This is a genomic window from Streptomyces sp. NPDC050636, from assembly GCF_040654775.1.
In the GTDB taxonomy this organism is placed as follows: domain Bacteria; phylum Actinomycetota; class Actinomycetes; order Streptomycetales; family Streptomycetaceae; genus Streptomyces.
Window position 1 is genome coordinate 54,397 of the sequence record NZ_JBFAIP010000015.1, and the last position, 12,234, is coordinate 66,630.

General features: G+C 69.5%; 11 protein-coding genes. 3 read left to right on the plus strand and 8 right to left on the minus strand.

Annotated elements, in window-relative coordinates; genetic code table 11:
• Window positions 1-15 precede the first annotated feature (15 nt).
• Window positions 16-795: a TetR/AcrR family transcriptional regulator gene (locus AB0I10_RS15165; RefSeq protein ID WP_363152901.1), complete on the plus strand. Its 780-nt coding sequence runs from the start codon at window positions 16-18 to the stop codon at window positions 793-795.
• A 164-nt stretch (window positions 796-959) separates the two neighbouring features.
• Here AB0I10_RS15165 and AB0I10_RS15170 read toward each other — a convergent pair whose 3' ends face one another.
• The 3 genes from AB0I10_RS15170 to AB0I10_RS15180 all read right to left on the minus strand — a co-directional run bounded on the left by AB0I10_RS15170 (window position 960) and on the right by AB0I10_RS15180 (window position 5,299).
• Complete coding sequence (locus AB0I10_RS15170; protein WP_363152902.1) at window positions 960-1,838, minus strand: YceI family protein; 879 nt, start codon at window positions 1,836-1,838, stop codon at window positions 960-962.
• A gap of 273 nt (window positions 1,839-2,111) precedes the next feature.
• Window positions 2,112-4,790, minus strand: a complete 2,679-nt coding sequence (locus tag AB0I10_RS15175) for an MFS transporter (protein WP_363152903.1) — start codon at window positions 4,788-4,790, stop codon at window positions 2,112-2,114.
• An 11-nt stretch (window positions 4,791-4,801) separates the two neighbouring features.
• Entirely contained in the window at window positions 4,802-5,299 is a 498-nt protein-coding gene (locus tag AB0I10_RS15180) for a MarR family transcriptional regulator (RefSeq protein WP_363152904.1), read from the minus strand.
• A gap of 300 nt (window positions 5,300-5,599) precedes the next feature.
• On the opposite strand from AB0I10_RS15180, the gene AB0I10_RS15185 reads away from it, so the two are divergent.
• Window positions 5,600-5,818: a hypothetical protein gene (locus tag AB0I10_RS15185; RefSeq protein ID WP_363152905.1), complete on the plus strand. Its 219-nt coding sequence runs from the start codon at window positions 5,600-5,602 to the stop codon at window positions 5,816-5,818.
• A 295-nt stretch (window positions 5,819-6,113) separates the two neighbouring features.
• Window positions 6,114-8,417: a beta-glucosidase BglX gene (gene bglX, locus AB0I10_RS15190; protein WP_363152906.1), complete on the plus strand. Its 2,304-nt coding sequence runs from the start codon at window positions 6,114-6,116 to the stop codon at window positions 8,415-8,417.
• A gap of 65 nt (window positions 8,418-8,482) precedes the next feature.
• On the opposite strand, the gene AB0I10_RS15195 is transcribed toward bglX, so the two are convergent.
• From AB0I10_RS15195 to AB0I10_RS15215, 5 genes are all read right to left on the minus strand, one after another.
• Window positions 8,483-9,244: a hypothetical protein gene (locus AB0I10_RS15195; RefSeq protein ID WP_363152907.1), complete on the minus strand. Its 762-nt coding sequence runs from the start codon at window positions 9,242-9,244 to the stop codon at window positions 8,483-8,485.
• A gap of 180 nt (window positions 9,245-9,424) precedes the next feature.
• Window positions 9,425-10,261, minus strand: a complete 837-nt coding sequence (locus tag AB0I10_RS15200) for an RNA polymerase sigma factor SigF (protein WP_136742149.1) — start codon at window positions 10,259-10,261, stop codon at window positions 9,425-9,427.
• Between the two features lie 191 nt (window positions 10,262-10,452).
• The gene (locus AB0I10_RS15205) at window positions 10,453-11,262 is read right to left on the minus strand and encodes an RNA polymerase sigma factor SigF (RefSeq protein WP_189308280.1); all 810 of its coding nucleotides are present in this window, start codon (window positions 11,260-11,262) and stop codon (window positions 10,453-10,455) included.
• Window positions 11,263-11,598: 336 nt separating this feature from the next.
• Window positions 11,599-11,892, minus strand: a complete 294-nt coding sequence (locus tag AB0I10_RS15210) for a Dabb family protein (RefSeq protein WP_363152908.1) — start codon at window positions 11,890-11,892, stop codon at window positions 11,599-11,601.
• A gap of 34 nt (window positions 11,893-11,926) precedes the next feature.
• Window positions 11,927-12,091, minus strand: coding sequence for a hypothetical protein (locus AB0I10_RS15215; protein ID WP_363152909.1), 165 nt, complete (start codon window positions 12,089-12,091; stop codon window positions 11,927-11,929).
• Window positions 12,092-12,234: the final 143 nt, after the last annotated feature.

The following is a 12,234-nucleotide window of genomic DNA, read 5'->3' on the forward strand; positions in this document are numbered from 1 at the left end:
AAAGGGAGGGGCGCCATGGCAGCGACGGACGGCCGCGCCACGAAGCGGCCGAACAGTGTCTGGCTGACCGAACGCCCCCCGCTCAAGCGGAAGGCGGACCAGCCGGCCGGGCTGGATCTTGACAAGATCATCGCCACCTCGGTCCGGCTGCTGGACGCCGAGGGCCTCGCGAAGTTCTCGATGCGCCGGCTCGCCGCCGAGCTGGGCGTCACCGCGATGTCCGTCTACTGGTACGTCGACACCAAGGACGACCTGCTGGAGCTGGCGATCGACGCGGTGGCGGGCGAGATGCCCCTCCCCGACGAGTCGGACCCCGGCGCCGACTGGCGCGACCAGCTGCGCGCCCTCGCCGTCGCCTACCGCGACATGCTGCTGCGGCATCCCTGGGCGGCCCGGCTGCTGGGCGAGTTCATCAACATCGGCCCGCATGCGACGGCGTTCGCCAACGCGACACTCCGGGTGATGCGGCGTAGCGGCCTCGCCCCGGAGACGGCGTCCGGCGCGCTGGCGTCCGTCTTCCACTTCGTCTACGGCTTCTCGACGATCCGGGCGCTCCACGAAGCCCGCTGCCGGGCCGCGGGCATCAGCCTGGACGAGTACTTCGGCCAGGTCGTCGCCGCGGTCTCGGACCGCCCGGAGTTCGCCGAGGCGATGGAGCTGTCCATCCGGGCCGGGGAGACCCGCAAGGGTCTGACCGCCCTCGAAATGCTGGAGCGGGACTTCGAGGTCGCGCTCGATATACAGATCGCCGGAATCGAGGCGCTGCGGGACCGAGCGGCCCACCGGGAAGGCTGACTACCGTGCTCGGGCCGGGCTCCAGAAGGAGTGGCCCGAGCGAGCTATGTGGCTATGTGGCCATGTGGCTATGTGTGGTGAACGGCGACAGCCACGGCTTCGGCGACAGCTACAGCTACGGCTACGTCTACGGCCTGACGAGGAGGAGCGGGATGGCGCCGGGATCACCCCGTCGGCAGGCTCTCGCCCTGCACCGCCTGGCCGCCTTGAATCGCCTGTCCGCCTTGAATTGCCTGAATGTCGAGCTCCACCCGCAACGTCGTACCGATCGCCGCGATTCCGGCCGCCACCACCTGGTTGTAGTTCATCTTGAAGTCCTCGCGGCGCAGTTCCGCGGTGGCCCGGAAGGCGGCCCGCACCCCGCCCCACGGGTCGGGCCCGGTGCCGAGGTAGGTCAGGGCCAGATCGACGGGCCGTACGACGCCGTGCAGTGCCAGCTCGCCGTGCACCGTCCAGCGGTCCGGACCGGCCGGCTCCAGACCGGTGCTGCGGTAGGTGATCTCCGGGAACGCGTCGACGTTCAGAAAGTCCTCGGAGCGCAGATGCCCGTCCCGCATGCCATTGCCGGTGTCGATGGTCGAGGCATTGATCACCGCCTCGACCGTCGACTTCTCCAGGTCCTCGGCGATCTCGATCCGCCCGCCGAACTCGGTGAACCGGCCGTGCACGCTGGAGATCCCCAGGTGCTGGGCGACCGCGGCCACCGTTGAATGCATCGGGTCGATCGTCCAGGCTCCGGGCGGCGGCAGCTCCGCGCCGCCCTGCCGCGCCAGCACCACACTGCCGACGTCCATCCGGCCGCTCGCCGTCACGATCGCGCTGGAGGCGACCGGGGCATAGCCGACGGCCGTCACGATGACCGTGTACGGGCCCGCGGCCAGCGGCTGTGCGCTGCGGATGGCGCCTTCCTCGTCGGCCGATGCGCGCAGCACCTGAGTGCCCGTCATATCGGTGACGGTCAGTACGGCGTGCTGGACCGCCCAGCCGTCGCGTGTGCGGATCTGCGCCCGCAGGCCGGCAGCTCCCGCGCCCGTCGAAGTCATTGCCTCTCCCGTGTGTTGCCTCATGGGGGTGCCCCTGCTCTGGCGGAGCCGAGAGCTTGGCGGAATGTCGGGCTCCGGGCGGCGGCGTGCAGGCCGTCCCCTGCCTGTGCGCACAGCCGCCGCCGGAGCCCTGGGCCGGACCGGGGCGCGTCTCCGCTCAAAGCGCGCCCCGGACCGGGGTCTTGATGCCGGGATTCCTCGGTCCGGTATCCCGGGCGTGGTGTCAGGGCCGGCGCCCGCTCAACGCGCGACCGACCATGGCTCCTGCCACGCTCACCCCGGCGTACCCGCTTCCCCGGGGTGAGCGAGCTCGACGTCGTAACCGTCGACCCCGCGCGCGTCGACCGACAGGCCGCTGGCGACCGGCGGGTAGCCGCTCGCGATGACCGTGTAGTCGCCGGCGTCCAGGTCGGTGAAGGCGTACGCGCCGTCGTCCCCGGTCGTCGAGGTGGCGACGACATTGCCCGCCGCGTCCACCAGCGTGACCCGGGCGTCGGGCAGCGGCCGCCGGGCGCCGCTCTGGCCGCCCGCCCGTACGACGCCCTGCAGCCGTGCCCCGGCCAGCAGCTCGACCTCGATACGGGTCGTGCCCTGGCCGCCGACCTCGACCGGCAGTGCGGTCGGCCGGTAGTCGGCCGCGTTCACGGCGACGGTGAAGGAGCCGGTGGCCAGGTCGTCGAAGGCGAAGTGGCCCTCGGCGCCGGTCTTTCCGGTGGCCAGCACCTCACCGCGGACGTCGGTGACGACGACCATGGCACCCTCGACCGGCGCGCCGGTGACCGCGCTGCGGACCTGCCCGCCGAGGCCGCTGGTGCCGCTGAGCAGGATGTCGTAACCGAGCGGCTGCTCGCCGACGACGACCGTGGACGCCTGCGGCTGGTGCCCGTCGGCGGCCGCGATCAGCACATACGAGCCGGCGCCGGGGGCGTTCAGCACGTACGAGCCGTTGGCCTGGGCGACCGAGCGGCCCAGCTGACGCCCGCTGAGCGAGATCAGCGTCACCGCGGAGCGCGGGACGGGGTTGCCCTCCGGGTTGCGCACGAAGCCGTGGATCGCGGACCCAGCCGGGGCGCTGTCGCCGCCACCGGCTGACGCGAAGGCCGCCAGCGGCTGCGTGGCCGCCGCCGCGGCCGGCTGCGCCCAGGAGGGCGTATGACCGCCATCGTTGGAGGAAGTGGAGGAAGTGGAGGAATGGGAAGAGTTGGAGGAGTCGTAGGCGACGGGCGGGGCGCCGGCACCCACCAGGGCGGGCTCCGGCTCCTCGACGGCCGTCGAGGCGGCGGGCGCGGCAGGCGCATCTGCGGAAGCCACAGCCTCCGCACCGCTCGGGCTCTCACTGCTCGCGCTCTGTGCCAGTCCGCCGCGCGTCTTCAACGCGACCTCCTTGATGAACAGCGTGAAGAGGAAGGCGAGCAGCGCGCAGGGCGCCGCGTACAGGAAGACATCGCCGACACCGTGCCCGTACGCGGTCTCCATGACTGTGCGCAGCGGCGCCGGGAGGGCGTCCAGGTCCGGGATCCCGCCACCGCTGTTCCCGCCGGCCTGGGCGGCCGCCTTCGCGGCCTTGGGGCCGAGCTCGGCCAGACCGTCCTTGACGTACTGGGTGACGCGGTTGGCGAGCACCGCACCGAGCGCCGAGACGCCCACCGCGCCACCGAGGGAGCGGAAGAAGGTGACGACGGACGAGGCGGCGCCGAGGTCCTCGGGAGCGACCTGGTTCTGCGTGCAGAGCACCAGGTTCTGCATCATCATGCCGATGCCCAGACCCATCAGGGCCATGAAGATCGCGATGTGCCAGTACTCGGTGTCGTAACGGATGGTGCCCAGCAGCCCGAGCCCGGCAGTGACCAGCACACCACCACTGACCAGCCAGCCCTTCCACTTACCGGTCTTGGTGATGACCTGGCCGGAGACCGTCGACGAGATGAACAGACCCCCGATCATCGGGATCGTCATCACACCGGACATCGTCGGGGACTCGCCCCGCGCCAGCTGGAAGTACTGGCTGAAGAAGACGGTGCCGGCGAACATCGCGATACCGACGAACAGCGAGGACAGCGAGGCCAGGGTGATCGTCTTGTTGCGGAACAGCCGCAGCGGGATGATCGGTTCCGCAGCCTTGGTCTCGACGAGAACGAAGATCATGCCGAGTACGACCGCGCCGCCGACCATCGCGCCGGTCTGCCACGACCACCAGTCGTACTTGTCACCGGCCAGCGTCACCCACACCAGCAGCAGCGAGACCGCCGCGCTGATGAAGAAGGCCCCCGCCCAGTCGACCTTGACGCCCTCGCGCTTGACGACGGGGAGCTTCAGGGTCTTCTGCAGCACGATCAGCGCGATGATGGCGAAGGGCACGCCGACGTAGAAGCACCAGCGCCAGCCGAGCCAGCTGGTGTCGGTGATGACGCCACCGAGCAGCGGGCCGCCGACGGTGGCCACCGCGAAGACGGCACCGAGGTAGCCGCTGTACCGCCCGCGCTCCCGCGGGGAGATCATCGCGGCCATCACGATCTGGGCCAGGGCGGACAGGCCGCCCACGCCTATGCCCTGCACCACCCGGCACGCGATCAGCATGCCGGTGTTCTGCGAGAGTCCGGCGACGACCGAACCGGCGACGTAAATGATCAGGGCGAACTGGACCAGCAGCTTCTTGCTGAACAGGTCGGAGAGCTTGCCCCAAAGCGGGGTGGACGCCGTCATCGACAGCAGCGCGGCGGTGACGACCCAGGTGTAGGCGCTCTGCCCGCCGTCCAGATCATGGATGATCTCCGGCAGCGCGTTCGACACGATCGTCGACGACAGAATGGCGACGAACATGCCGAGCAGCAGCCCGGACAGCGCCTCCATGATCTGACGGTGCGTCATGGGTGCCCCGTTGGAGGCGCCGTGTCCGCCGCCTCCGTGTTTGGCGTGGCCGCCCCGCACACCGGCTGGTGTGGTCGTAGCCATGTGGTTCCTTTTCATCGTGCTGGTGTACGGGTGGTGGAGTCGTGGCGTGAATCGTGGTCCGCGTCGTGATGCGCCCGGGTGCGGCAGTCGCCGAAGCTCGTACGGAGCCTGGCGAGCAGCTCGTTGAGACGGCCGACGTCGGCGTCGGACCAGTCGTCCAAGTACCGGGCGAGCGACTGGGTGTAGCGCTCGGAGAGCTCCTGGAGGAGCTCCTTGCCGCTCGGGGTCAGACGAAGCAGCCGGGACCGCTTGTCCGCCGGGTCGGCCTTCCGCTCGATCCAGCCGCGCGTGGCGACATGGGCGACATGCCGGCTGGTCACCGACATGTCGATGGCGAGCAGCTCGGCGAGCTGGCTCATTCGCATCTCGCCGTGCCGGTCGAGCAGGGTGAGTACGCCGGCCGACGCGGGCGGGCAGTCGTGGGGGAGGATCCGCCCCATTTCCCGTTTGACGGCACCGATGGCGCTGAGTTGCCTGGCCAGCTCTTCGTACTGACTCTGAGCGGCCACCGGCTCCTCCAAGATCTTTCGTTGCTTAGGGCAACCATAAGTAATGTTGGTTGCTGAAGGCAAACGAATATGGGGCGGTAGGGGTAAAGGGAGCCAAAAGTCTCCATCGGCGAGAGGTCAAGGGTGGCGATTTGTGACGTAAAGTCGCAGGTCAGGCGGCGATGGGCGCCGGGCGGGTGCTGCATGCGTGGTGAGTACGTGCGGTAGGCGTGGTGCGCGCGTGGTGCATACGTGGTGCATACGTGGTGGTACGCGCCCCAGGGGTGCCCCTCCGCCCCCGGTTCGCTAGGGTCCTTCCCCATGGCGACCAACCCGCAGAATCAGGCCGACGGCAACTACGACCCGGCGGGCAGCACGCAGATGTTCCGCGCCTTCGTCGACGAGGGCGGCGTCCCGCAGGCCGGTGCCGGCCGCGCGGCGGCCCCGCAGCAGTCGGCCGGCCCGCGCGTGGGCGTCATCATCGGCGTGATGGTGGCGATCGCGGTCGTGGCCGGCGCGGCGTGGCTGGCGCTGTCCTAGGGCTTTTCCGATAGGTCGGGGCCTAGCGGGGCCTTCGTATCGACGCGCTCTCCACGCGCGCCTTCACCGCGCGCCATAACTGCATGCCTTGTCTACGCGACTTCCGTACGAACGGGGGCCCGGGTGATCCCGGGCCCCCGAACGTTTGGGTGGCGTGATGTCGCGTGATGCCGTCGTCGGCGTCATGTCCAAACCCTTGACGTGCCTGTGACAACGCCATAGCTTCAATCAACTCTTGCAGGAATCATGGCAGTTACCGCAGTTACTCACCGTTTTGAATTGAAAAGGTGAAGGCATGAGCGGGATTCGACGACGTACTCTGCTGACCGCCGCGGGCGGCACAGTTGCCGCGGCCGGTGCCGTCACGGCAGCCGCCGGACCGGCCCAGGCGGCCCCCATCGCGAGTGCCGGGGCCGTCGCGCGGGAACCCAGGCCGCACGACCGTAAGGTCGAGGCGCTGCTCGGACGTATGACTCTCGAAGAGAAGCTGGGGCAGTTGCAGCAGCTGCCGTGGACGTACGACACCGGGCCGGGCGGCGGGGAGACCAAGGAGGTCGAGGAAGCCGCACGGAACGGCCGGCTGGGATCGGTGCTCAGTATCTTCGGCGCCAAGAGCAGCAACGCTCTGCAGAAGATCGCCGTCGAGGAGTCCCGGCTCGGCATCCCGCTGCTCTTCGGGCTGGACGTCATCCACGGCTTCTGGACCACCTTCCCCATCCCGCTCGCCCAGGCCGCCGCCTTCGACCCGGCGGTCACCGAGCGGGACGCGGAGATCTCGGCCGCCGAGGCCCGCTCCAACGGTGTCCACTGGACCTTCGCCCCGATGATGGACGTCACCCACGAGCCGCGGTGGGGGCGGATCGCCGAGGGGAACGGGGAAGACCCCTATCTCGCTTCCGTCTTCGCCGCCGCCAAGGTCCGCGGCTACCAGGGCGACGGCCCGGACGGCCTGCGCGCCCGGGACCGGCTGGCCGCCTGCGCCAAGCACTTCGTGGCCTACGGGGGAGCGGAGGGCGGACGCGACTACAACACCGTGGATGTCTCGGAGTCCCGGCTGCGCAACCTGTATCTGCCGCCGTTCAAGGCCGCGGTCGACGCCGGCGTGGCCACCGTGATGGCCTCCTTCAACACCATCAGCGGTATACCGGCACACGGCAACACCCACACCCTCACCGGGATCCTCAAGGAGGAGTGGGGCTTCGTCGGAATGGTGGTGAGCGACTGGACCGGCGTCCAGGAGCTGATCGCGCACGGTTTCGCGGAGGACGGTGCGGACGCGGCGCGGCTGAGCTTCAACGCGGGCGTCGACATGGAGATGAGCAGCACCAACGTCACCCGGTACGGCAAGCAACTGGTCCGCTCCGGGAAGCTGAGCCGCGCCCGGCTGGACGACGCGGTCTCCCGGGTGCTCCGGCTGAAGTTCTCGCTCGGTCTCTTCGACGACCCGTACGTGGACGAGGCCGCTGAGATCCGCGAGCCGTCGAAGAGGGCGCGTACCGCGGCGCGTACGGCCGGGGCGCGGTCGATGGTGCTGCTCAAGAACGAGCAGCGCACGCTGCCGCTCAGCCGGTCCGTCTCCGCCGTCGCCGTGGTCGGCCCGTTCGCCGACTCCGGGGACCTGCTGGGGACGTGGGTACTGCCCGCCGCGCAGGGCAAGTTCCCCTCGGGGACGGTGCTGGACGCGGTCCGCGCGGCGGCGCCCGGGGCGAAGGTCGGCCATGCGCGGGGCGTCGACCCGGAGGGAACGGACACCAGCGGCATACCTGCGGCCGTGGCCGCCGTCCGGGCCGCCGACGTCGCCGTGGTCGTCGTCGGCGAACCCCCGGCACTCAGCGGCGAGGCCGCCGCCCGCAGCGACATCGGGCTGCCCGGCGCGCAGGAGAAGCTGATCGCCGCCGTGGCGAAGACCGGCAAGCCCTTCGTCGTGGTGCTGGTCAACGGCCGCCCGCTGACCATCGGCGACTGGCTGGATCGGGCCCCCGCCGTACTGGAGGCATGGCACCCGGGCACCGAGGCCGGACACGCCATCGCCGACGTTCTCTTCGGCAAGGTCAACCCGGGTGGCAAGCTCCCGGTCACCTTCCCGCGCGCGGTCGGCCAGATCCCGGTCCACTACAACCACGAGAACACCGGGCGCCCGTACGACCCGGACAACAAGTACACCTCCAAGTACCTGGACCTGCCGCACGGCCCGCAGTTCGCTTTCGGCCACGGGCTGAGCTACACCGCCTTCGAGATCGGCGAACCCCGCCTGAGCACCGCCCGCATGGCCGCCAAGGCGCTGGAGCTGGGTGACACGGTCGAGGTCGCGGTCTCCGTACGCAACACCGGGGACAGGGAAGGCGACGAGGTCGTACAGCTCTACGTCCACGATCGCGCCGCCAGCGTCGTTCAGCCGGTCCGGCGGCTGCGCGGCTTCCGCCGGGTGACCCTCGCCGCCGGGAAGAGCCGGACCGTGCGGTTCCGCCTCGGCGCCGAGGACCTGGGCTTCTGGAGCAATGATCCGGACGGCGAGTTCCGGATCGAGCCCGGTGCGATCGACATCTATGTGGGGAACAGCTCCACGGCCACGACGAGGCGGACGCTGACGTTGAGCTGACCGGCGCGGGCCCCGATCCTGCGACGGGGTCAGTGATGGCGTCAGTGACGGAGCCAGCGATGGCGTCACTTCCAGTTGAAGGCCGCGTCCTGGGTTTCGATGTGCATGCCCAGCGGGACCCGCCAGGCGTCCACGCACACCCGCCAGGTGCCGGTCCTCTTCTCGCCGGGGGCGAGGGGCAGGGGGAGCTCGTGTGTGGAGTCGACGGTGGCCCAGTCGATGCCCAGCGGGCCGATGATGTGGCTGCCGAAAGTGACGGTGCCGGAGGTGACCGGCTGCTTGCCGGTGTGGAGGAAGTCGAGAGTGACCTTCTGGCACCAGCGGACGTCCGTGCCGGCCAGGCGGGGCTTGCCGATCACGAGCCCGTCGGGGGTGTCCGGGCCGGCCGGGGTGGTGGGGGAGGGCGGCTTGGGCGCGGAGGAACCGCCGGGTGAGGCGGAATCACCGGGCGGCGAGGGTGAGTTGGGGGAGGGCGAACTGCCCCCTGGGGCTTCGGGGCGGGCTTCCGGCGGTGGCGCTGGTGGCGCCGAGGTGCCCGGTGAGGGTCCGCCGGTGGTGCCGGGGCGGGATTCGGTAGCGCTGCCACCGCGATCTTCGCCGTCACCGCGACCTACGCCGTCACCACGACCTTCGCTGCCGCCGTCCAGAGGCGTCAGTTCGACTCCGCCCTCCGGCGGTACGGCCTTCGTCGGCGCGCGGCCGTCGGTGGGGCCTGCCGCGCCCACCGCGATATAGCCCTTCTCGGGTGCGCTCCCGCAGCCGGCGAGCAGAACGCTCAGACACAGTACGGCCGCCGAGGCGGAGGCAACAGTCGTCGTCCGTCGCATCGGGCAAGTGTTGCTGACGAGACGTCAGGAGTACAGGGGCGTACGGCACTTCGTACGAGACCGCAGCGATCCGGCGACCCGCAGTGATCCCGTGCCGCTCTCCGTACCGCTGTCCATGCCGCTCTCCGTACAGCTGTCCGCCGAGCGGCGCGATGCGCATGCCTCTCGGCGGACCGGGCCTCAGTCTGCGATGAGTCCTTCTCGCAGCTGCGCGAGGGTGCGGGTGAGCAGCCGGGAGACATGCATCTGGGAGATGCCGACCTCCTCGCCGATCTGGGACTGCGTCATGTTGGCGAAGAACCGGAGCATGATGATCTGCCGCTCACGGGCCGGGAGTTTGGCCAGCAGGGGCTTGAGGGATTCGCGGTACTCGACGCCCTCCAGCGCGGAGTCCTCGTAGCCGAGGCGGTCCGCGAGGGAGCCCTCGCCGCCGTCGTCCTCGGGGGACGGGGAGTCGAGGGAGGAGGCGGTGTAGGCGTTGCCGACCGCCAGGCCGTCGACGACGTCCTCCTCCGACACCCCCAGGCACAGGGCCAGTTCGGGAACGGTCGGCGAGCGGTCCAGTTTCTGGGCGAGCTCGTCGCTGGCCTTGGTGAGGGCGAGCCGGAGCTCCTGGAGGCGGCGCGGCACGCGCACCGACCAGGACGTGTCACGGAAGAAGCGCTTGATCTCGCCGACGACGGTCGGCATCGCGAACGTCGGGAATTCCACGCCGCGTTCGCAATCGAAACGGTCGATGGCTTTGATCAGCCCGATCGTGCCGACCTGGACGATGTCCTCCATCGGCTCATTGCGGCTGCGGAAGCGCGCCGCGGCGTAGCGCACGAGCGGGAGGTTGAGTTCGATCAGGGTGTCGCGGACGTACGTACGCTCCGCGCAGTCCTTGTCGAGCGTGGCCAGCCGCAGGAAGAGGGAGCGGGAGAGCGTGCGGGTGTTGATGGCGTCGTCGTCATGCACGTGTGGCGCAGGCGCGGGAATCGCGGAAAGCACCTTCGAGCTGCCCAGTTCTACGGACATGCCACCCCCTTGAGGTCGCGGTTGGGTCGCTACGGCGTCTCCCGGCCCAGGCCGGACCGAGGAGTTATGCCTCCACCTGAATACCGGAGGCAGGGCCACGGCAAACGCGGTTCCAGCAGAATGTCACATGTCGGCAACACGCTGTAGCGCCATGTCGACATATCTGCGCAGGAACGGGTCGCCCATCCCGGTTAGGCGTCGATCCTGTTTGCGGATCTCAATCTGGCGAAGCTCCGCGACAGCAACCGCGACACATGCATCTGCGACACGCCCAGCTCCGCGCTGATCTGGGACTGCGTCAAGTTGCTGTAGTAGCGCAGGAGAAGGATCCGTTGTTCGCGCTCGGGCAGCTGGACCAGGAGGTGCCGTACGAGGTCGCGGTGCTCGACGCCGGCCAGCTCCGGATCCTCGTATCCGAGGCGGTCCAGGAGGCCCGGCAGGCCGTCGCCCTCCTGGGCGGCCTCCAGGGACGTCGCGTGGTACGAACGGCCGGCCTCCAGGCAGGCCAGGACCTCGTCCTCGCCGATTTTCAGCCGCTCGGCGATCTCGGCGGTGGTGGGGGAGCGGCCGTGCAGCACCGTCAGATCCTCGGTCGCGCCGTTGACTTGCACCCACAGCTCGTGGAGACGGCGCGGGACGTGGACGGTGCGCACATTGTCGCGAAAGTAGCGCTTGATCTCGCCGACGACGGTCGGCATCGCGAAGGTCGGGAACTGGACGCCGCGGTCGGGGTCGAACCGGTCGATCGCGTTGATCAGGCCGATGGTGCCGACCTGGATGACGTCCTCCATCGGTTCATTGCGACTGCGAAAACGGGCGGCGGCGTAGCGGACCAGCGGCAGGTTGGCCTCGATCAGCGCGGCACGGACCCGGGTGTGCTCGGGGGTGCCGGGGTCGAGGCCCGCCAGCTCCGCGAACAGCACCTGTGTGAGTGCCCGCGTGTCCGCGCTTCGGCTCTCGCGGGATGGAGCCTTGGGCGCAGTACGGGCCGTCACGGTCACGCCACCCTTCACAGTGCATGTATCGGGCAAAAGCGGTCATAGCATCACAAGACATGTGCACTGTGTGCAAGCACCCCATAACGACGTGTTGAGTGCTGAGTTGGATGGGGAGTTGAGTGAGAGGCGAGGCAGATGGGGGTCAGGGGGCGCGTGAGGCGTTGTAGGAGGTGGAGGCGGGGTCGGCTGTGGATTGAGGGGGTGGGGGCGCATGGGGGCGCATACAGGCCGTACGCGGGCGTGCGGGGGTGCTGGCGTGATGCGGCCGGCGCCGGAGCGCACGACGAAGCCCCCCGCCTGTACGGGCGGGGGGCTCGGTGAAGGGGCGTGGGTGCCGGCTCAGAACTCGTAGTCGGCGATCACCCAGGTGGCGAACTCGCGCCACTGGGTGGCGGCCGCCTGGTGGGCCGGGTGCTCGATATAGCGCTTGAGGGCGTCCGCGTCGACGACGGCCGAGTTGATCGCGAAGTCGTAGGCGATCGGGCGGTCGGTGATGTTCCAGGCGCACTCCCAGAACTCCAGCTCCGGAATCAGGCCTTTCAGCTCCGCGAACGCGCGGGCGCCGGCCTGCACCCGCTCCTCGTCGCGGGAAACACCTTCGTTGAGCTTGAACAGGACCAGGTGGCGGATCACTGGGGCCTCCGTGCGGCGGATCTCCGGCTGATATCTAGCTGACCAGCTGCGTCATGAACTCGCCGACACCCTGGGCAGCGGTCGAGATGCCCTCGAAGCCTATCTGGACAAGATCGGCGGCCCGCGACGGGGACGTGATGATCGTGTAGAGCACGAAGACGATGACCACGTACAACGCGATCTTTTTCGCTTGCACCATCAGTCCCGTCTCCCCTGTGGCAGTCCCTGCAGTTCCCGAGTGCAGTCGGGTGAGTGTAACCACACGTGTTCGACGGTGGCGGTGGGGACCGGTTGTCGTGCCCCCGTCGCCTGCCCGCCGTTGATCCCGTCTTTAAGGACCAA

What these genes read in the sequence shown, in the direction of transcription:
- AB0I10_RS15165 (WP_363152901.1), top strand. Translation starts at nt 16, where the DNA reads ATGGCAGCGACGGACGGCCGCGCCACGAAGCGGCCGAACAGTGTCTGG.
- AB0I10_RS15170 (WP_363152902.1), bottom strand. Translation starts at nt 1,838, where the DNA reads ATGACTTCGACGGGCGCGGGAGCTGCCGGCCTGCGGGCGCAGATCCGC.
- AB0I10_RS15175 (WP_363152903.1), bottom strand. Translation starts at nt 4,790, where the DNA reads ATGGCTACGACCACACCAGCCGGTGTGCGGGGCGGCCACGCCAAACAC.
- AB0I10_RS15185 (WP_363152905.1), top strand. Translation starts at nt 5,600, where the DNA reads ATGGCGACCAACCCGCAGAATCAGGCCGACGGCAACTACGACCCGGCG.
- bglX (WP_363152906.1), top strand. Translation starts at nt 6,114, where the DNA reads ATGAGCGGGATTCGACGACGTACTCTGCTGACCGCCGCGGGCGGCACA.
- AB0I10_RS15195 (WP_363152907.1), bottom strand. Translation starts at nt 9,244, where the DNA reads ATGCGACGGACGACGACTGTTGCCTCCGCCTCGGCGGCCGTACTGTGT.
- AB0I10_RS15200 (WP_136742149.1), bottom strand. Translation starts at nt 10,261, where the DNA reads ATGTCCGTAGAACTGGGCAGCTCGAAGGTGCTTTCCGCGATTCCCGCG.
- AB0I10_RS15215 (WP_363152909.1), bottom strand. Translation starts at nt 12,091, where the DNA reads ATGGTGCAAGCGAAAAAGATCGCGTTGTACGTGGTCATCGTCTTCGTG.